This window comes from Desulfobacula phenolica (assembly GCF_900105645.1).
In the GTDB taxonomy this organism is placed as follows: Bacteria; Desulfobacterota; Desulfobacteria; order Desulfobacterales; family Desulfobacteraceae; genus Desulfobacula; species Desulfobacula toluolica.
In genome coordinates this window covers 11,420-31,011 of the sequence record NZ_FNLL01000010.1, presented here as the reverse complement: position 1 = coordinate 31,011, position 19,592 = coordinate 11,420, and the positions used below count along the sequence as shown (strand labels likewise).

Sequence of the window (19,592 nt, the reverse complement as noted above, 5' to 3'; positions counted from 1 at the left end):
ATCTCTTAGCATACATAAGAGCATGAATCGGGGGTGCTATCCTATAAACGGTCAACGGATAGATGAAACAATCTCAAAAACAAAAATTTTGTTAAAATCACTGTTTTTGAGATTGCCGTTTAATCTATGTTTTTTTATTTTTGATTAAAAAAGCTGTAATATATGATTTGAGATTAGAAACTCGTCACCGGTATTTGCCTAATCAGCTGAAACATATTACGTTCTGTCGCTCTCATAATCCATTTCATATCCCTGTCACCTATGGTTACGGAAGGAATTTCAAGAATATGGGTTTGTAGATTAAAAATTGCAGATTCACTAACGGTTTCCGTTACCGGTATCTGCTTGATTAACCGAAACACATTACGTTCTGTCGCTCTCATAATCCATTGCATGTTCCTGTCGTCTATTGTCACAGAAGGAATTTCAAGTATTTTTGATTGTAGATAAAAAGTTGCAAATTCAAGATAGTCGCTGCCGTCACAATCCTGGTCAATTCCGTCGCCTCTGATTTCGGTGGCTCCTGGGTGAATGCTTGAGTCATAATCATTACAATCAGTGTTATCCTTCACATATCCTGAAGGTTGAGAAGAGGTTTCATATGGGCTGTCTGGATCTCCATAACCGTCATTGTCATAGTCTCGATAATAAATATTTAAACTTGGCGGGTCACTACCACAAACGCCTTCAATATAGGCAAGTGATGCCGTCGGGTATCCTACAGTAAGTATATGGTCATCATTTATTTCCGAATCAGATAAATTATAATAGTTATACAGTACACGTCCTGGGGTGTCAGGAATCGGATCATCCCATGTAACATCAAGATGATACCAGTTACCACACAAATAAACCATATTCCAGGCATGGTTCATGGAATCACTTACAACAATCCTTGACTCAATATCAACTATGTCAAGCATTCTATACATAAGCAGACTATAGCCCTGGCAAACGGTTTTTCCATGAAATAGTGCAGCATATGCACTATGCTCAACTAAACTGGTATCATATTCAACGTTCAACACAATCCAATCATGAATTTCTTTCTCTTTTTCTTCAGCATTCATTTCTAAATCTATAATACCGTTCTCTCCATAAAGAATTTCTTGAACTCTTTGCGTAATCGCCTGTTCCTCTTCATAAGTGGTTAAAAAATCAATTTGTAAATCAATATCAACATTTCCATTGTAGCCACTCCATGAGTAAGAATAACTCACATAGGAATTTGCAAGATAATCATCATCTGAAAATACTTCATTTTGAACCTGCATTAAAATATCACCAACTTCAGAAAATTGAAAATCATATTCCATGTGAATCTGAAAATTTTGAGTATGATTTTTCAATTGCACAGACAATGCATTTTTTAGATCATCATATGAATAACATTGTATAGCGACAGCTAATTTTATTGTATTCTTAGATGAAATAGAACTTCTTTGTTTAGCCAGATGAATATAGGCTGGATTAATGTGATAATGATAGCCTTCCTCAGCAAAAGCATAGCTGAAATTACAAAATAATGATGTAAATATAATTATTACACCTAAAGTTCGTTTAACAATTTTCATGATATTTTCTCTTTATTTTTAATAAAAGTAAACTTGATTTCATCTCTTTCCTCCTTTGATTACATTTGAGATGTCCCACCACGATATCAACTGGAAAAGCTTAATATACCTCATACCAACCAATTCTAAGCCTGTAAATAGTTAAAAACCCTCCCCGGATTAAAGATGAAAGCCAGCATATGTCTCAAGGGCTAATTCCGGTGTGCCAAAAAATGCTCTATTTGGAAATACGGACGTTTCATAGTTGTTATGGGCATAACTGTAAAAGGCCAATCCCCATTCATCTTCATCACCATAATACCGAAGCCTGAAAAGATGAATTGGCGTGTTTCTCATACGTTCGATATGCTCTTCCCTTGTTTCTGGAAAATCTGTAGGCCATTTTTCAGTAACATCTGGTTCGGTATAAGCGTCGACATAACAAAATTTATCACGGAACCGAATATCAAGCTTTTTATATCGACCAGACAGATTAGCATCCGCATATTTTAAAATACGTTTTTGTGTCTGATGTTTTACTTTATCATTAATTTTAACGCCCCCACTATCCGGGTCTTTTTGCCAAGTGTCTGACATGTACAACATTCTCCTTGTTATTATTACGGCTGTGTCTCAGTCCGGTAAACAATTTCTAAAAGATTAGATAAAATGGAACTCTATCTAAAAAGGGGTATCATATCAACCATAAAGGCAATTATGGGACTCATACCCTAAGGCAGTGAACGACGTAAGTTCATGGCAAAAGCGGTTCGCTTTATGAGAAAAAGCATTCACTCCTGGTGATCGGTTAAATATCGGTCATATATCTCAATGACATGGCCTCTGGCTTCGGAAAAACAGGTCTGGGGGATTTCAAGGCTTTTTTCCTGGAGATTGAGCCGGTGTATGGCTTTTCGCATGACAAGATAGGCATTTTGAAGCCGTTCACTCTCACAGCCGGTAATAATGCCTTCACCGTCAAGGCTTTCCAGAAGCCGGATATTATCCGTCCAGATGATCAGATCAGGACAGTCATGGGCATGTTTTAAAATCTGATGTTGAACCAGGAATTCAATATCCACAATACCGCCCCTGGACTGTTTTAAATCAAAACAATCTTTCTTGTATGTCAATCGTTCATCCCGCATCCGTTCTCGCATATCTCCCACCTCTTTTTTAAGGGTGGAAGCATCCCTTTTCTTTGTCAGAACAGCGTTCCTGATATCATTGAACCTTGAACAGAGCAGTTTGTCTCCGGCCACGGGTCTGGCCCTGATCAATGCCTGATGTTCCCATGTCCAGGCCTGGGTTTCCATATACTCTTCAAAAGCGTCAATGTGGGAGACAATCATTCCCGAAGCACCTCCTGGTCTCAGCCTCATGTCAGCACCGTACAAGGTTCCTGCAGGCGTATGCATGGTCAATGCATTGATGATTCTCTGGCCCAGGTTTGAATAAAACCGGATGGTGTCAATGCTTTTTTCTCCTCCATGTGTAGTGCCTGACACGTCAGTATGCAAAAAGACAATATCAATGTCTGATTTGTATCCCATTTCAAGCCCGCCCACTTTTCCATAGGCAACAATTGCAAATCCGCAATGATCCAGGCTTTCTCCTGAAATGCCTTCGGGAATTCCGTATTTTTGTGTCACAATATTCCATGAGATTTGAAGAACCTGGGCAAGAACGGTTTCTGCAATATATGTCAAGTGGTCACTGACTTTCATCAACGGGTAACTTCCGCTTACGTCTGCCGCAGAAACCCGCAGCATATTGATCTGCCGGAAAATACACAATTGTTCAAGTAAAAATTCAATATCGCCCGGCGGAATACTTGCCATACGGATCTGCATTTCTTTTTCCAGGGCCTTTTTGCCGGGAGGAAAATAGAGTGTGGCAGGATGCATGAGTTCGTCCATCAGGGCAGGGTGCTTTGAGAAAAAAGAGATGATCCAGGGGCTTTTTTTGGCAAGGTTTATCAATGATTTAAGCGCTTTTTTGTTTTCAATTAGCAGCGACAGGTAGCAGGTTCTTCTTTCAATGGTGATGATCAGGTCAATCAATTTGCTTAAAATGGTGTCAGGGTCATTTTGCTCGCTGATTTTCTTGAGCAGTACAGGCATCAGCCTTGCCAGTTTTTTCCTTCCATTGGGCGTTAAGCGTTTGGTGTTGGGGTGTTCTTCAAGGGATCTTAAAAGGCCCAGCATCCTTTTAGGTTCTTTAAATCCGCTAATGGTTACGGCATCTGCAGCAAACTGGGGGTCGTTGATATTGCTCCATATTTCTTTGAGATTCTGTGTTTCTTTGTCTGGTTTGTCCTGCTCTTCGGTAACCAGCAACAGGTTGAAATGGGCATGAACCTTTTGCATGTGGTCATTGAGTACCCCGGCAAAATCATCCCATGAATCATACCCCGTGGAAAGCGCCAGGATTTTTTGCTGGTCAGGCTTTTGTGGGATATCATGAGTTTGAAGATCCCCATAGGCCTGAAGCCTGTTTTCCACGATTCGTAAAAACAGGTAGGCATTTTTCAGGTCGTTTTTTGTTGTTTCGTCAATGCAATGATGGATTTGCAGCAGATCCAGAACCTTTAAAATTTTTCGCTCCTGAAGTTTTGGTTCCACCCCGCCCCTGATAAGCTGAAATAACTGCCCGAAAAATTCTATTTCCCTTATTCCTCCGGCACCCAGCTTGATATTGTGTTTTAATTTTTTGTTTTTTACCTGCAGCATAATCCTGTGTTTCATGTCCCGGAAAGAATCAAAAGACCCGTAATCAAAGTACCGCCTGTAAATAAAGGAATTCAGCATTTTTAAAAGCTTGAAGCCCGCCTCAATATCACCGGCAACGGGCCTTGCTTTTATCATGGCATATCTTTCCCATTCTCTGCCCTGAGCTTGGTAATACTCTTCAAACGCTGCGGCACTCATCACCAAGGGACCGCTGTCTCCATAAGGCCTTAACCGGGTATCAAGCCTGTAAAAATTAATTTCATGAGACCCGGCTGAAAAAAATTTTAAAAATCTGCGGCATAATTTTGTGAAAAACTCTTCATTGGAAATGATATTTTCCCCGTTTGTATATCCTTGTTCGGGATAAACAAAAATAAGATCAATGTCCGAAGAAAAATTCAACTCCCCGGCACCCAGCTTGCCCATTCCCAGCACAATGATTCTCTGGAAATTTCCCTGGCTGTCCACCGGCATTCCGTAACTTTCACAAAGCGAATCATAGATAACGCTCATGGTCGTAGCAACAATGGCATCGGCAAGATTTGAAAGATCGCAAAGCGTCTCTTCGAGCAGGGCGTTGCCTGTCAAATCACGCCAGGCGATTCTTATGCTTTCATACAGCTTGGTCTGTAAAAGGATTTGCTTGGCCATTGACTCATCCATGCCGATGGAAATTTTTTTCTCAAGCTTTATGGCATAGGTCTTTCTTGAATAGGATTTGAACAGGTCTTCTGATTCGATCAGATCTTTGAATATACCAGGATTTCTGGTAATGGCAGATGCAAAATATTCGCTGAAAAGCAACATGCGTATAAGATCGCATGTTACATCCGCATCCATATCAATCTTATGCCCGGATTTTTCAAGGCTTTCCCTGAAAGCGGCCTCCCTGTTTTTTTCAATTTTTAACAGATCTTTATCCAGATCGGGGAATACGTTATCAATAAGGCTATGGTCCATTTTTATCCTGTTATTTCAGATTTTCATTCAAATACTGAATATCACCATAATATTGTCAACGCATTTTATCAAGAAATGAACTCAATTTTCGAACTTAAGTTTGGCAGACGCGGCAGATAAGGTCAGAAGCAGCGAATCTACCCAGCCCATGACCCGGCTGAAATTTTATAGAAGCAAAATACCATGATATTACCGGGCCAACCCCTTGACTTTTTATCAAATTCCTGTAAGTAAATCTGTCAGTAATTAACTCAGCTCTCAGAACTAAAGCGCAGCAGACTCCATAACTTCTGCCAACGCCGGAAGTTGAGTAATTAACAATCAAATAATATTTTATTATAAGGAGTTCCATGAAAAAAAAAAAAAATATAAGCGGCCAGGGCGGATTCTCCCTTCTTGAAATATTTCTTGTCATGGCGCTTCTCGGAGTGGTCAGCGCATTTGCCATCGGCATTATCAGTTCTTTGCAGGGAATAAGCAAAACCAAAGACACCCGGCAGCGAATGGAAATTGTCGCCCAGAAGGCAAAAGATTATTACCGGGGGCATGGGAATTTGCCTTTGGCATCAGCATCTCCTGCCCAGAGCGTTCCGACAGATTCAGCCAATTTGGACCTTGAACAAAAATTCCGGCTGGATGCATGGGGGCGGTATTTTCAATATTATCCGAATACGCCCACAAGCATCGTGTCTTTTACGATTGATGGCGGCAAGCCCGTGGGCGGTGTGATCATCAGTGGCGGGCCGAATCAAGCAATTGATGTGACCTCTACAACCACAAGTGGTGTAACCGATTTCGTCACTATTAATATTGATGATATTGTCATCCCCATCAATGTATCTGCCGAAGCAACGGAAATTGCCCTGACGGAATTAAAAGAACTACAGGCAAGGGTCAGTGCTTTTGATAAGCTTTATGCCGGTGTTGATAATGATAATAATGCAGCAACAGTTGATACAAGCGGCGTGGCTGCTACTGTTGCTGTTGTTGCTTGTCCGCCAACTACTACGACTAATGACCCGAACAGCGGCTTACTAACTATGGATGAAATAGATAAAGGGGTAGTAGCGACTTATGGTTGCCCGGATGCAAATGTTCTTGATTTTATAATAAGATGGTATGGAATGGCGGATGCCTATAAGCAAGATCCATGGGGGAATGATTATGACTGGGGGGATGCTACGTCATACACAGGTAATGCCCGGGAACACAAATTTTTCTCAGCCGGCCCTGATGGTGTGTCCGGTAATACGGACGACATAATCCCATAAACCACCCGGATAAATAAGTTAAACCCTGACCCGTTGTCATTGAATTTTGCCCGAGGCGGAGGATGTACTAAGTGGACTATAAAAAGCTTTATGGATTAAAGGAAGCCCCTTTCAGGCTTTCCCCTGACCCTGATTTTTTCTTTCCCAGCGAGACACATAAAAATGCATTGGAAACCCTGGTCTATGCCATCCGGGGAGGAGAGGGTTTTGTCCAGATCACGGGGCAGCCGGGCATGGGCAAATCCATGCTGCTGCGCAAAATTCTCAAGGACATCGGGAACTCGGTGGTGGTGGGGCTGATCCTGCACTCCAATATCAAGGCGGACGACCTGCTGTTTATATTGATGCAGGATCTGAAAATTGACATGTCCCATATCAAAAACACTTCCAGGGAATCCCTGATCGCCCTGTTCAGGGATTTTCTGCTGGCCCGGGCCCAAGAGGAAAAACAGGTCATCATCATCGTGGACGAAGCGCAAAATCTGCCCGATGAAACCCTGGAAGAGCTTCGGATGCTCTCCAACCTGGAAACGGAAAAAGCCAAACTGCTCCAGATTATCCTGGTGGGACAATTGGAACTGGAAGAAAAAATCACGGCCACCCGGCTCAGCCAGCTGGCCCAGCGCATTACCATCAGATACCGATTAAAACCCTTTACCAAAGAAGAGACCCGTGCCTATATTTTTCACCGCCTGGAAATTGCCGCCATTAATCCGGAAGAGATTCCCGTTTCATTCCAGTCAAGGGTAATAGCCCGGATTCACAAGTACAGCAAAGGGATTCCCCGGCTGATCAACATTGTGTGTGAACGATGCCTCATGGCCGCCTATGTCCAGGGCACCAGCCGGGTGAGCAGCACCCACCTGGAAAAAGCCATCCTGAGCATTGACGGTGAACCTGATGAGTCAAAAAAAAGGCCGTTGTTCCGGCCCATGACCTATGCTGTGTTTGCTGTGTTCCTGTTGGCGGCATGTGCGGGCGGCTATTTAAGGGTCCATCCCGACCTGCCGTTTTTTTCCAGGGCCTGTACGCTTATCCGTGCCCCGTTTGCGGCATCTTCACCTGTATCACCGGCTTTAAAAGGGGATCCCCTTGACAGTGAATCCGTTCACACCATTGATTCCTCTCAAACCGCTACCGCCCCGATAATAAAGGCCCCGGCGACAAAGGCCCCAATCACAAAGGCCCCAATCACGGACACCGTGAAACACCCCCCCCGGACCATTGCCGATACGGGTACAACACCTGCAGAGCAAACCCTAACCAATAACCAACAGGTCAGCGCAGCATCGGAAACAATTCTCCAGACTGAAAAAATCAAAACCGAAGAAATCAGTACACAAAACACCATCCCCAAAAAAAAAGACGCAATTTATCCCATTCAGCCCAATGCCGCAGACCCGTTTAGCATTGCCAAAAAATGGGTTACCATTCCCCGGGGAATGGAACAGATAGGTGTGATCAATATGGCCACCCATACACTTATGATGATGAAAAACCGGGAAAACCGCCTGGTTGAATCCAGCCGGATCAATGTTGACTGGCCATACCCCCAGGGGGTGTATATGGCCGGATATGCCAACCGGGAAACCCCTTTTATTTTTCATCCTGAAATTGCTTACCTGAAAAAAATACAGGTGGACAATCCGGCATTCTGGCAGTTGATCCGTACAAACAGCAAAAGCGGCATCACCCCGATCATTGCCGTGAACCCAGAAACTCTGCCCCAAAAAGGGCCGGAGCAGGGTGCAAAAACAGTGCGGCAAACCGTTCTTGAATGGGCTGCAACCTGGCAGTCAATGGATCTTGACAAAATCATGACCTATCTTGGCAACGTGATCTCGATCCATGATGTGGAAAATGACCAGCCCCTGGTTTTTTCCAAAACCCGGATGCGGAAAATCAAAGAGAATATCTTTCAGGGAAGCGGGTTTATCCGGCTGAAACTATCTGATCCCGTCTGCCTGATCAATCCCCTGGACCCTTATGAGGCCTATGCCGTATTTTACCAGGATTACCGGTCAAAAATTTACGGGGACAAGGGAACCAAGGTGTTGTATCTGCGCAAGTTCAGTCCGCATGCTGACACACCTGAATGGAAAATAGTCGGAAAATTATGGGCATTGGAGACTGTCAGCCGTACCGCTGTTGTGTTACCCCCCGAACATGTTGAAAACAGATAGAATCATATGAAACCATACAAATCCAGATAAAAACCAATACAAAAGTCAAATAAAAACCGATAAAAAGGACATGCTTGCAAGATGAGCCATACTTCTCCTGCGGTGGAACTTTGCCACCTTGGTAAAACATACCGATCAAAAGAAAAAAACCGTGTTCCGGCCCTGAAAGACCTTTGTTTTTCAGTGGCACCCGGTGAGATCGTCGGCCTGCTCGGACCCAATGGTGCCGGAAAAACAACAACCGTAAAAATGCTCATGGGATTTGTCATGCCCGATACCGGAGATATTTTCTTCCACGGCAAAGCCCAGAAATTTGCAGAACCCCGGAAAAATACCGGATACCTGCCGGAAAGCTTTAAGCCCAATCCACACCTGACAGTCGAAGAATACCTTTTGTTCCATTGCGGCCTTGCCGGGATACCTGCCAAGCGTGCGAAAAAAGATACCCGGACTCTGCTGTGCCATGTGGGCATGGACACCTTTGCCCATCGTAAAATCCACGATCTGTCCAAAGGCATGGGCCAGCGTGTAGGCCTTGCCCAGGCCTTTGTGGGCGACCCCGACCTGCTCATCCTGGATGAACCCACCTCGGGCCTTGATCCAGTCGGCCGTTCCGAGGTGATCGATTTTCTGATCACCCAGAAGCAGGCCGGGAAAACCATTTTTTTCTGCTCTCACATTCTTTCCGAAGTGGAAAGGGTCTGCGACAGGATCGGCATCCTTGTCCAGGGGGAACTCAAACTCATGGATACGCGTGAGGCTCTCCTGGAACAAACCCACAGCCAAAATCTTGATGAAGTGTTTAAAAAGGAGGTTTTGTCATGCGCCCAATGATTTATATTGCCCGGTCCATGCTCAAAGAATCCCTTCGCAGCAGGATTATATGGGGAATGCTGCTTTTTCTGGCCCTGTTTTTCGTTTTTTCCGTGTATATCAGTTTTCTGTCCCTGGACACCCCTGCCAGGTTTATCCTTAACGCCGGCATGGTGGGACTCTCCCTGGTAGGCCTGGCCGTTACCATCCTGTTCGGCTTATATGCCATGTATGAAGAAAAAAACCGTTATGAGCGCTATGTGCTGCTGAACCGCATTCCGAGAGGTGCCTATCTGATGGGCAAATTTGCAGGCACCGTCCTGATCCAGGCTTTGTTTTCCATGGTGACCGCCATTGGGATTTTTGGTCTGACATGGTATTTCGGCAACACCATTGCATACGGCATCTTTGGTGCAGCTTATTGGACCATGCTGGAATTCAGCCTTCTCATGGCTGTGGGAATTTTTTTCTACAGCATGGAGACGGGTTTTCCTTTAAATGCCATGCTGGTTATCGGCACCTATATTGTGGGTCATTCCACCCGTGAGGCCATGCTCAGCTTCATCGGTCTTGGTAAATTGGGCAGTGAACTGCATTATTACCTGGTCAAGGCATTGTGCATTATCCTGCCGGATTTTGATTTTTTTAATTTCCGCCTGGCCCTGATCCACCATGAACCCATTCCCGTAGAAAAAATATTGATCTCCACAGGCTATTGGGCCTTTTACCTGGCCGGAATTCTGATTTTATCTTCCGTTTTCCTGAAACAAAAGGATATTTGACCCATGCCGGCAAAACAGTCCAAAAACCGAATCATGAAGGGTGTGGGAGTTCTTCTTATCCTGGCGGCCTTTGGCCTTGGATATGCCCGGATGCACCTTTATCCGTTTGCCATAAAACCGGAAGTCAAACTGATCGTTGATTCCCGGCTGAGCCACCTGATTGCCCTGGATCATCCTGGATTTCTTGCGGACATGCTGTTTATCCAGGTCAACCTCCACTCGGGAAGCATGATGTGGAAACCGAATTTTATTGATTTTGACAGCCAATGGGCCTACAGGATCATGGATGTGATAACCGATCTGGACCCTAAATTCTTTACAGCCTACCTGTTTTCAGCCATGGGTCTTGTGCATTACCATGATGATGTAAAACTTGCAGAACCCATATTAAAAAAAGGAATGAAGGTGTTCCCGGATGCCTGGGAGCTGCCGTTCTGGGCCGGATTCGGTTATTATAACCGGCAGGGGGATTTTGAAACAGCCTCAAAATACATGTGGGAGGCTTACAACAAGCCGGATGCCCCCAGGCAGTTTCTCGGCCTCATGGTGTCGGCAATGCAGAGAAGCGGCAATTTCCATCAGGCGGCAATGGCCATGAAAGCCATGATGGACCATACCGACAACCCCAACCTCAAGACCCTGTATGCCAAAAAAGCGGTCCGCATGAAAAACCTGGCCGTGATGATGAAAGCGGCAACAGCGTACAAGGAACAGACAGGATCTTTCCCTGACAGCCTTGACGATCTTGTCGGGGCGAGATTGTTGAACCAGATCCCCAAAGACCCGGACGGCCTGTCCTACCAGTGGAAAAAAGAAAAAAACCTGCCCGGAATTGCCCGGTAACGGATATCAAGGTGACACAGAATGATCAAGCTTGAGTTTGTATACTTGAACCGGGATGGTAATGATATTTTTTCCGGTTTAAACCTGTCTGTCATGAAAAATGAAAAAGTTTTGATTCAGGGAAAATCAGGTGCAGGCAAAACAACCCTGTTTAAAATTCTTTTGGGATTTGAACAGGTTGACCAGGGTGTGGTGACTATTAACGGGCAAACAATTGATAAATTTCATATTAAACAGATCCGAGAACTCATTTTTTATCTGAGCCAGGACATTGATCTGAGAAATGATCAGGTATGCAATATTATAGATGAGATTTTCACCCGGAACCGGAAAAAAGACCTGAACAAAAAAAAATTAGAGTCTTTCATGGAATTTTTAGAATTGAATCATATGCTGCTTGAGCAGAACGTCAAAAATTTATCAGGCGGAGAGCGACAAAGAATGGGCCTGTTAATCTGTTTTCTTCTGGATCGTCCCGTATGGCTTTTGGATGAGCCTACCTCGGCTCTTGATGATAATATGAAAAAAAAAGTGGTCGATTGGATTCTTGATCAGAATAAAACAATTATAATTGTTTCCCATGATGATGTCTGGAAGAATAACCCTGGGGTTACAACAGTGAGGTGGATGTAAATTGGGTGCTTTGGATCTTAGTATTTTTTCTCTTGCCTCATTTTTGATTTTTCTTGTTCCGGTTTTTTATATCAATCGGCATCTGGGGCTTGAGATAAACAAAACCATGATCACTTCTATTGTCAGGATGTGTATACAATTGAGTTTTGTCGGGGTTTATCTTGAATTTTTATTCAAGTTCAATTCACCGGTTTTAAACACGGCTTATCTGCTGATCATGATAGCAATTGCCTGTCAGTCAATTTTAAAGTCCAGCAACCTGAAACTCAGAAAATTTTTTATCCCTGTATTTTTTGCCCTGCTGTTCCCGTTTACCATTATGCTGTTTTTTTTTAATGCGGCAGTGGTGAGAATTGATAATCTGTTTGAAGCAAAATATATGATTCCCATTGGGGGCATGCTGCTTGGCAATTGCCTGAGAAGTATCATTATCGTGTTGAATAATTTTTACTCTGGAATAAGGAGGGATGAAAAAGTTTATCTTTATTCTTTGTCTTTATTGTGCAGCCGCATTCAGGCATTAAAACCCTATTTCAGACAAAGTTTTTTAGCCGCCGTTACACCGACCATGGCGACCATGGCAACCATAGGCCTTGTCTCGTTGCCGGGCATGATGACCGGGCAGATCCTTGGCGGCTCCATTCCCATTGTGGCCATCAAATACCAGATTGCCATTATGTTTTCCATTTTCTACACAGGATATTTTTGTGTCATATTGTCTGTTTTGTTTTCTTTAAAGGTTGGTTTTAATGCCCTTGATGTGTTGAATCAGGATATTTTTGTTTCCAAAGTTTAAAGGGGAGGGGGGAGGATGAAAAATTTTTTGCACAATCTGGCTGTGGCAAGAGGAGAGGTGCCCGCGGATTTACTGATAAAAAATGTACGGGTTATCAATGTTATTTCCGGTGAGATTCATACCGGGAATGTTGCTGTATGTGACGGCCGCTTTATCGGGTTTGGCGAGTATGATGCAAAAAAAATCATTGATGCCCAGGGTCTTTACATGTCACCCGGTTTTATTGACGGGCATATGCATTTTGAAAGCACCATGCTGACACTTCCTGAATTTTCACGGGCCGTGCTGCAGCGGGGAACCACTGCGGTAATAATAGATCCTCATGAAATTGCCAATGTGCTGGGGCTGGAAGGAATTCGGTATGTCCTGGACAGTATCAAACAGGTTCCTTTGGATGTGTTTGTCATGCTGCCGTCATGCGTACCGGCCACACCGCTTGAAACTTCAGGTGCCAATATCGGTCACAAGGACTTGTGCGCCCTGATACACAAGCAAGGGGTGGCCGGAATCGGTGAAATGATGAATTATCCTGCGGTCATTAATGGTGATGAAGAAGTCCATCAACGCATTGCCGCGGCCAAATGGAAAAAAATAGACGGGCATGCTCCGGGTATCAGCGCAAAAGATTTGAATGCGTATATATTTTCCAGAATTGACAGCGACCATGAATCAACATCTGCTAAAGAAGCCAAGGAAAAACTTCAAAAGGGCATGCACATTTTAATCCGGGAAGGTACTTCGGAAAGAAACCTGGAAGATTTGATCGGCATTGTAACAAAAGAAAATTCATGGCACTTTTCCTTTGCCACGGATGATAAACATCCTGATGACCTGCTGGAAGAAGGGCATATTGATCATTCACTGAGAAAATCTATCTCTTTGGGAATGGCTCCCATAACCGCTTATCAGATTGCCACCATCAACACTGCAAATCACTATGGGCTGAGGAATATAGGGGCAATAAAACCCCGCTTTTGGGCGGATTTTGTTTTGCTCTCTGATTATAAACAGGTGAAAATCGAGGCTGTATATAAAAAAGGTGTGCCTGTTTTGAAAAATCAGTCATTGATTTGCCGCCCTCTTCATAAAATCCCCAAGTTAAGGGGGACAATGAATCCTGGCGAACTGAGCCGGGCAGATTTCAAAATTCCTGCGGCAGGCAGCAAGATCCGTGTCATTGATATCCTGCAAGGTCAGATTGTAACGGATAAATTTATTGCCACTGCCAGGATTAAAAACAATTATATTGAATCAGATATCAGCCGTGATATTCTCAAAATCGTTGTCATAGAAAGACACAATGCTACGGGCCGGATAGGAAAAGCCTTTGTCAGGGGGCTTGGACTCAAGCGAGGGGCAATCGGGTCAACGGTTGCTCATGACGCCCATAATATTGTGATAGCCGGAACCAATGATGTGGATATGTTTGCAGCTTTTCAACGGATAAAAAAAATGCAGGGAGGACTGGTTGTTGTTGATAATAATCAGGTGGTCGCTGATTTGCCTTTGCCTGTTGCAGGTTTGCTGTCCAATAATAGTTTTGAGAAAACAGCTGCTGATTTGAAAATCTTAAAACAAAAGGTGAAAATATTGGGAAGTGACCACCCGTCATTGTTTATGATTTTATCATTTTTATGTCTGTCACCGGTTCCAAAGCTGAAAATAACCGACTTAGGACTTGTTGATGTTGAAAAATTTGCCGTCACGTCTTTGTTTGCAGATGATTGCATCAAATAGGCATGATAACGTCATTTGAACCATCATACAAACCCGCCGTTGTTTTTTTATTTTGACCTTGACGGAAAAAAAGAACCCTGGAGTTTTTATATGTATTTGAAAAAATTGATAAAGATATGAAGTTTTTCTTGACACCGTTGTAGAATCCATCTATTTTATCAAAGGTTTCAGGTGCTGCTTAGGTGCAGTCAAAAGGAAATCCTGTGAAAATCAGGAGCGGACCCGCCGCTGTAATCGGGGATGAACGTCACTATTGCCACTGTTCAATAAGTTGGAGTTAACGGGAAGGGGTGACGACTCAATTGATCCGGAAGTCAGAAAGCCTGCCTGAAAACCTTTGGTCGTGTTGCTTGCGAGGACTTGGGCAGATCAAGAAAATGAGGATAAAAACGGTTCCCATATCAGACAGTTTCTGATATGGGTTTTTTTGTTTATGCCCAGTTTCGTGTTATTAATATTGATAATAACCGAGGAAATGTTATGAAAAAATTTAAATTTATTGTACTGATTCTCTTTCTGGGCCTGATTTTATGTTCAACCCTCCAAGCCAAATCTACTATTGTTGCAAATTTTATCACAGCCTCGCCGGAAGCAGCTCAATCCGCCCATCTGTTTCATATGGAACAATTTGAACAGTACCGGAACGACCTTAACCAAGTAGAACAAAACTTTAGTGCCGAATTTAATAATCAGTTCGCAAATCTTTTTGTGTCTTGTATAAAAGATGCTGCAAAAGCTTCAGGTGCAGGCCTGTAGATTATGGCAAAAATTTGAGTATACCGGTTGCCATATCAAAGGGGAGAATAGGATATCTGGTGGTCCTTTTCTCCCTTTTTCTTGTTTTAATGATCCTTATTTCGCTTTCCATGGGATATATCAGGATTCCAATGGTTGATATTATCAGCATTCTTTATGGAAAATTGACCGGTCATCAAATCATGGGAAATGCCAGTGAAACCTATCTGGCTGTTCTGTTTGATGTGCGGCTTCCAAGAATATTAACCTGTACCGCTGTCGGGGCGGCACTTGCCGTATCCGGGAGTTTGTTTCAGGGCATATTGCTAAATCCCCTGGCCGATCCCTATACCCTTGGCGTATCAGCTGGAGCAGCATTTGGTGCAAGTATTGCCATATTATTAAACTTAAGTGCAGCCTTTGTTTCCGTTCCGGCTTTTGCCTTTACAGGTGCTTGTGTTACTTTGTTTGTGGTCATCTTTTTATCTTATTCATCAAAAAACCCCATGGCCGGGCTATCCTCCAACAATTTGATTTTATCCGGAATTATTGTCGCTGCAATACTTTCTGCCGGTATCAGTTTTTTAAAATTTATTGCCAATGAACAGGTCTCGGTCATTATTTTCTGGCTTATGGGAAGTTTTGCTTCCAAAACCTGGTTTGATTTTGTTGTTGTTGTAATTTTTCTGTTGATTGGTCTGTTTGTTTCAATATTTTTTGCCCGTGATCTGAACCTGGTCGCACTTGGGGCTAAATCCGCCACAAGCCTTGGTGTTGATTTGAAAAAAACGACTTTAATCTTGTTGATAACCGGTTCAATGCTGGCGGCCATCTGTGTTTCTGTTTCAGGTATTATAGGGTTTGTGGGTTTGCTGGTTCCGCATACGGTCAGGTTTATCACAGGGCCTGACAACCGGAAACTTATTCCCTTATCCATGCTGGCAGGGGCCTTTTTATTGTTACTGGCCGATACAATTACCCGGGCAGTCCTTCCCCATGAAATACCCATTGGCGTTTTGACAGCCCTGACAGGCGGTCCTGTTTTTTGCTGGATTTTTAAAAAGAACAGGTTTAAATAGGCAACGTATGAAGTTAACACTAAACGACCTGTGCTTTGCCTATGACCGTGACCGGATCATCAAAAACATAAGCTGTTCTTTTGTGTCGGGAAGTTTTTATTCTATTCTCGGCCCTAACGGCAGTGGAAAGACCACTCTTCTGGATTTGATATCAGGTTTTTTAAAACCTGATACCGGACATATTGATATTGATCAGGCACCTGTTTTGTCTCTTTCAAAAAAAGAGATTTCAAAAAAGATTGCCCTTGTTTCCCAGGACCATACAATAAATTTTCCATTCAGTGTAAAAGACGTGGTAATGATGGGGCGACATCCTTATATACCAAGATTTTCACATCCTTCTTACAATGATGTGAAACAGGTGGAGGAAATGATGCAGGTTTGTGGCATCCATCATTTGCATGACAGGAAAATCAATGAATTGTCAGGAGGGGAAAGACAAAGGTGTGTGTTTGCCCGTGCCCTGTGCCAGGATACGCCGATTCTTTTGTTGGATGAAGCGTTTTCCAATATGGACATCAACCATACCCTGCACATGCTGCAGCTGGTCAAACAGTCTGTAAAAGAAAAAAACAAAATTGTGATCAGTGTATTCCACGATTTGAACCTGGCCTCAACTTGGTCTGATTCGTTGCTGATGCTCAAAAATGGTAAGATAAGCGCATTTGGAAATTCCCAGGATGTACTGACACAAGAGACCATTAAAGAGGTCTTTGATGTGGCATCCATTGTTGAATTCAATATTCATGTTCAAGCAAAGCAGGTGTATTATCCGTCGATTTAAAACCATAACAGGAATTTTGCTTTTTATTGTCCTGGTCTTATCTGCTCAAGTGCGGGCTGTAACCCTGACAGATAAAAAAGGCCGCAGGATTGTTTTTTCAAGCCCGTTTACCAGGATTGTCAGTCTTTATGGCGCTCATACGGAAAATTTGTATCATTTGAACCTGGAAAACCAGATTGTGGGGGTTTGCATTAATGACACGTTTCCTCCACAGGTTGATAAAAAAATAAAGTTTTCATATCATGATGATCCTGAAAAATTTTTAGCGTATATGCCTGATCTTGTTCTGATACGGCCCATGATTGACAATGGCTATCCAAAATTGATCCGGCGGCTTGAAAAATCAGGTATTACCGTGGTATCTCTTCAGCCTTCCGGTATAAAGGAGATGTATGACTATTGGCTGGCATTGGGCCTGTTGACGGGAAGAAAGCTGCAGGCGGAACAGATGGTGCAAAAGTTTAAGGAAAAAACAGCATATATCCAAACATTGACCCAAGGAATTCATCCCAGAAAAAGGGTCTATTTCCAGGCCATTCATACACGGATGAAAACATTCACACAAGGAGCCATGCCCATTTTTGCTCTTGAAACCGCCGGCGGAATCAATGTAGCTTCTGATGCAAAAGCATCCAGAAACACCAATATTGCCGTTTATGGAAAAGAACAGATACTTGCCAAAGGGTCACAAATTGATGTGTTCCTTGCCCAAAAAGGGGTGATGAATGCTGTGAACATTGAACAGATAAAAAAAGAACCAGGGTTTAATATTATTAAGGCTATAAAAAACAATCAAATATTCTTGATAGATGAAAATATCGTTTCCCGGCCTGTTCCCAGGCTTTATAATGGGATCATAGAAATTGGAAAATGCCTTTATCCAAATATTTTCACGCAAGAAAAGCTTAAAGAGGAACAATGATGGAGAATGTTGGAAAATTGTTCGGTGTGGGTGTGGGGCCAGGTGATCCCGAACTTATAACGGTAAAAGCGGTAAGGGTTATCAAAGAAGCTGATATTATTTTTACGGCAGCGTCAACAAAAAACACCTATAGCCTGGCGGTTGAGATTGCATCTCCCTATATTTCATCTGATGCTTCGATTGAAAAACTGTTTTTTCCAATGAGCAAGGATGTCAAGGAAGTTGAAAGCGCATGGATCAAGAATGCAAGTCAGATTGCACAGGTGTTGAAACAAGGAAAAAAAGCTGTTTTTCTGACATTGGGAGATCCCACCACATATTCCACTTTTGGGTATATTTTAAAGAAAATGAAATGCGTAATGCCGGATGCAAACATTGAAACCATACCCGGCATTACATCTTTTCATGCAGCATCAGCACGGTTGAACCGGATACTGGTTGAAGGAGAAGAGTCTTTGCTTGTGACATCGGGTGCATTTGGCGGTGACAGGATAAGGCATGCCGGAAGTGTTGAAAATGTTGCCATTGTAAAAGCCTATAAAAATATTGAAGATATCAATAAAGCCTTGAAGGAAACCGGTCTTGACAACAGGTGCGTGGCGGTTTCAAAGTGCGGTCGTGAAAATGAGCAGATCATTGAAAATATTGATGCCCTGGAAAAACGAACACCTGATTACTGGACATTGATCCTGGCCTCTAAATGAAACAAGGTGATGTAAAATATAAGAGACTTGGCATTTCAGTATGTTTTACGCTGGTCTGTCTTATTTTCAGCCTGAACTATTTTGATACTGTCAGTCTTTCGATCTGTTTGAAAAAGCTGGGTATACCCTTATTCAGACTTCTATCCTTTATTGTTATCGGGCTTTTAGCGGGACAACTGATAGAAAGCCTTGGCTGGACAAGGCATGTGGCTGTTCTTGCCAGGCCGTTTTTCAGGTTTTCAAATCTTGGGAACCAGTGCAGCGCAGCTTTTACAACCGCGTTTATTTCCGGTGCCACTGCCAATGCCATGCTGTTGGATTTTTATGAAGACAAAAAAATCAGCAAAATTCAATTGTTTTTGTCAAACTATATCAACCAGTTCCCGGCGTTTTTTTTGCACCTGCCAACCACTGTTTTTATTGTTCTTCCCTTAACCGGTTATGCCGGGGCGCTTTATTTTATAATTACTTTTATGGCAACGCTTTTAAGAACCATTTGTTTTCTTGTGTTCGGCAGGCTATACCTTAAACCCCACAAAAATTTTCAAAGCGAACAGATGCATTCAGGCAGCCTTGAAAAACAAAATAATAAAACAAACAAAAAAGAGATCAGATCCATACTGAAAAGCATCAGGACAAAGCTGCCCGGGCGTATCATTAATATTGTCGTATGGGTTTTACCGATTTATACCCTTGTGTTTATACTCAATATCAATGGTTTTTTTGATTACCTGAACCAGGCCCTTGCAGGTGTTGTCACGGTGAACATCATGCCGGTGGAGTCTTTGTCCGTGGTTATTTTAAGTTTTGCCGCTGAATTCACATCCGGGTTTGCGGCTGCCGGGGCATTGATGGATGCCGGGGTTATCAGTGTGAAACAGACGGTTATTGCCCTTTTGCTTGGTAATGTCCTGGCATTTCCCATCAGGGCTCTTCGGCATCAGCTTCCCAGGTATATGGGGATTTTTTCTCCCAAAATGGGCCTGCAATTGTTGTTGTCGGGTCAGGTGTTCAGGGTGTTGAGTATTGTGTTGATGGGAACCCTTTATTATATGGTGGCATGAT

General features: G+C 43.1%; 17 protein-coding genes and 1 riboswitch. Of the genes, 14 read left to right on the top strand and 3 right to left on the bottom strand.

What is annotated here, in order from left to right; all coding sequences use genetic code 11:
* Nucleotides 1–173: 173 nt before the first annotated feature.
* From BLT94_RS15905 to glnE, 3 genes are all read right to left on the bottom strand, one after another.
* Nucleotides 174–1,574: a putative metal-binding motif-containing protein gene (locus BLT94_RS15905; protein WP_092236256.1), complete on the bottom strand. Its 1,401-nt coding sequence runs from the start codon at nt 1,572–1,574 to the stop codon at nt 174–176.
* Between the two features lie 159 nt (nt 1,575–1,733).
* Nucleotides 1,734–2,150: a hypothetical protein gene (locus tag BLT94_RS15900; protein WP_092236253.1), complete on the bottom strand. Its 417-nt coding sequence runs from the start codon at nt 2,148–2,150 to the stop codon at nt 1,734–1,736.
* A 194-nt stretch (nt 2,151–2,344) separates the two neighbouring features.
* The gene (gene glnE / locus BLT94_RS15895) at nt 2,345–5,245 is read right to left on the bottom strand and encodes a bifunctional [glutamate--ammonia ligase]-adenylyl-L-tyrosine phosphorylase/[glutamate--ammonia-ligase] adenylyltransferase (protein ID WP_092236250.1); all 2,901 of its coding nucleotides are present in this window, start codon (nt 5,243–5,245) and stop codon (nt 2,345–2,347) included.
* Nucleotides 5,246–5,595: 350 nt separating this feature from the next.
* On the opposite strand from glnE, the gene BLT94_RS15890 reads away from it, so the two are divergent.
* The 14 genes from BLT94_RS15890 to BLT94_RS15825 all read left to right on the top strand — a co-directional run bounded on the left by BLT94_RS15890 (nt 5,596) and on the right by BLT94_RS15825 (nt 19,591).
* Nucleotides 5,596–6,516, top strand: coding sequence for a prepilin-type N-terminal cleavage/methylation domain-containing protein (locus BLT94_RS15890; protein WP_092236247.1), 921 nt, complete (start codon nt 5,596–5,598; stop codon nt 6,514–6,516).
* A gap of 71 nt (nt 6,517–6,587) precedes the next feature.
* Nucleotides 6,588–8,699 carry an ExeA family protein gene (locus BLT94_RS15885; RefSeq protein WP_092236244.1) on the top strand — a complete coding sequence of 704 codons (2,112 nt, stop codon included), beginning with the start codon at nt 6,588–6,590 and terminating at the stop codon, nt 8,697–8,699.
* 81 nt (nt 8,700–8,780) lie between these two features.
* Nucleotides 8,781–9,533, top strand: coding sequence for an ABC transporter ATP-binding protein (locus BLT94_RS15880; protein ID WP_092236241.1), 753 nt, complete (start codon nt 8,781–8,783; stop codon nt 9,531–9,533).
* A complete protein-coding gene (locus tag BLT94_RS15875; protein ID WP_092236238.1) occupies nt 9,521–10,294 on the top strand; it encodes a hypothetical protein in 774 nt (257 codons plus the stop codon). The genes BLT94_RS15880 and BLT94_RS15875 overlap by 13 nt, the downstream gene beginning before the upstream one ends.
* 3 nt (nt 10,295–10,297) lie before the next feature.
* Nucleotides 10,298–11,137: a hypothetical protein gene (locus BLT94_RS15870; RefSeq protein ID WP_092236235.1), complete on the top strand. Its 840-nt coding sequence runs from the start codon at nt 10,298–10,300 to the stop codon at nt 11,135–11,137.
* Between the two features lie 21 nt (nt 11,138–11,158).
* Nucleotides 11,159–11,770 carry an ABC transporter ATP-binding protein gene (locus BLT94_RS15865; protein ID WP_092236233.1) on the top strand — a complete coding sequence of 204 codons (612 nt, stop codon included), beginning with the start codon at nt 11,159–11,161 and terminating at the stop codon, nt 11,768–11,770.
* 1 nt (nt 11,771) lies between these two features.
* Entirely contained in the window at nt 11,772–12,566 is a 795-nt protein-coding gene (locus BLT94_RS15860; RefSeq protein ID WP_092236230.1) for an ABC transporter permease, read from the top strand.
* A gap of 15 nt (nt 12,567–12,581) precedes the next feature.
* Nucleotides 12,582–14,303 (top strand): adenine deaminase, encoded by a 1,722-nt coding sequence (gene ade, locus BLT94_RS15855; RefSeq protein WP_092236227.1) that lies wholly within the window; start codon nt 12,582–12,584, stop codon nt 14,301–14,303.
* A gap of 152 nt (nt 14,304–14,455) precedes the next feature.
* Nucleotides 14,456–14,648: riboswitch (cobalamin riboswitch) on the top strand.
* A gap of 135 nt (nt 14,649–14,783) precedes the next feature.
* Complete coding sequence (locus tag BLT94_RS15850) at nt 14,784–15,059, top strand: hypothetical protein (RefSeq protein ID WP_139169050.1); 276 nt, start codon at nt 14,784–14,786, stop codon at nt 15,057–15,059.
* Nucleotides 15,060–15,073: 14 nt separating this feature from the next.
* Nucleotides 15,074–16,117 carry a FecCD family ABC transporter permease gene (locus BLT94_RS15845; RefSeq protein WP_407641564.1) on the top strand — a complete coding sequence of 348 codons (1,044 nt, stop codon included), beginning with the start codon at nt 15,074–15,076 and terminating at the stop codon, nt 16,115–16,117.
* Nucleotides 16,118–16,124: 7 nt separating this feature from the next.
* Entirely contained in the window at nt 16,125–16,901 is a 777-nt protein-coding gene (locus tag BLT94_RS15840; protein ID WP_092236218.1) for an ABC transporter ATP-binding protein, read from the top strand.
* Nucleotides 16,834–17,823: an ABC transporter substrate-binding protein gene (locus BLT94_RS15835; protein WP_245743151.1), complete on the top strand. Its 990-nt coding sequence runs from the start codon at nt 16,834–16,836 to the stop codon at nt 17,821–17,823. The genes BLT94_RS15840 and BLT94_RS15835 overlap by 68 nt, the downstream gene beginning before the upstream one ends.
* Nucleotides 17,820–18,527 carry a precorrin-2 C(20)-methyltransferase gene (gene cobI / locus BLT94_RS15830; RefSeq protein WP_245743150.1) on the top strand — a complete coding sequence of 236 codons (708 nt, stop codon included), beginning with the start codon at nt 17,820–17,822 and terminating at the stop codon, nt 18,525–18,527. Before BLT94_RS15835 ends, cobI begins: the two co-directional genes overlap by 4 nt.
* The gene (locus BLT94_RS15825) at nt 18,524–19,591 is read left to right on the top strand and encodes a nucleoside recognition protein (protein WP_092236212.1); all 1,068 of its coding nucleotides are present in this window, start codon (nt 18,524–18,526) and stop codon (nt 19,589–19,591) included. The genes cobI and BLT94_RS15825 overlap by 4 nt, the downstream gene beginning before the upstream one ends.
* Nucleotide 19,592: the final 1 nt, after the last annotated feature.

What these genes read in the sequence shown, in the direction of transcription:
- BLT94_RS15905 (WP_092236256.1), bottom strand. Translation starts at nt 1,574, where the DNA reads ATGAAAATTGTTAAACGAACTTTAGGTGTAATAATTATATTTACATCA.
- BLT94_RS15900 (WP_092236253.1), bottom strand. Translation starts at nt 2,150, where the DNA reads ATGTCAGACACTTGGCAAAAAGACCCGGATAGTGGGGGCGTTAAAATT.
- glnE (WP_092236250.1), bottom strand. Translation starts at nt 5,245, where the DNA reads ATGGACCATAGCCTTATTGATAACGTATTCCCCGATCTGGATAAAGAT.
- BLT94_RS15890 (WP_092236247.1), top strand. Translation starts at nt 5,596, where the DNA reads ATGAAAAAAAAAAAAAATATAAGCGGCCAGGGCGGATTCTCCCTTCTT.
- BLT94_RS15880 (WP_092236241.1), top strand. Translation starts at nt 8,781, where the DNA reads ATGAGCCATACTTCTCCTGCGGTGGAACTTTGCCACCTTGGTAAAACA.
- BLT94_RS15875 (WP_092236238.1), top strand. Translation starts at nt 9,521, where the DNA reads ATGCGCCCAATGATTTATATTGCCCGGTCCATGCTCAAAGAATCCCTT.
- BLT94_RS15870 (WP_092236235.1), top strand. Translation starts at nt 10,298, where the DNA reads ATGCCGGCAAAACAGTCCAAAAACCGAATCATGAAGGGTGTGGGAGTT.
- BLT94_RS15865 (WP_092236233.1), top strand. Translation starts at nt 11,159, where the DNA reads ATGATCAAGCTTGAGTTTGTATACTTGAACCGGGATGGTAATGATATT.
- ade (WP_092236227.1), top strand. Translation starts at nt 12,582, where the DNA reads ATGAAAAATTTTTTGCACAATCTGGCTGTGGCAAGAGGAGAGGTGCCC.
- BLT94_RS15850 (WP_139169050.1), top strand. Translation starts at nt 14,784, where the DNA reads ATGAAAAAATTTAAATTTATTGTACTGATTCTCTTTCTGGGCCTGATT.
- BLT94_RS15840 (WP_092236218.1), top strand. Translation starts at nt 16,125, where the DNA reads ATGAAGTTAACACTAAACGACCTGTGCTTTGCCTATGACCGTGACCGG.
- BLT94_RS15835 (WP_245743151.1), top strand. Translation starts at nt 16,834, where the DNA reads ATGTGGCATCCATTGTTGAATTCAATATTCATGTTCAAGCAAAGCAGG.
- cobI (WP_245743150.1), top strand. Translation starts at nt 17,820, where the DNA reads ATGATGGAGAATGTTGGAAAATTGTTCGGTGTGGGTGTGGGGCCAGGT.
- BLT94_RS15825 (WP_092236212.1), top strand. Translation starts at nt 18,524, where the DNA reads ATGAAACAAGGTGATGTAAAATATAAGAGACTTGGCATTTCAGTATGT.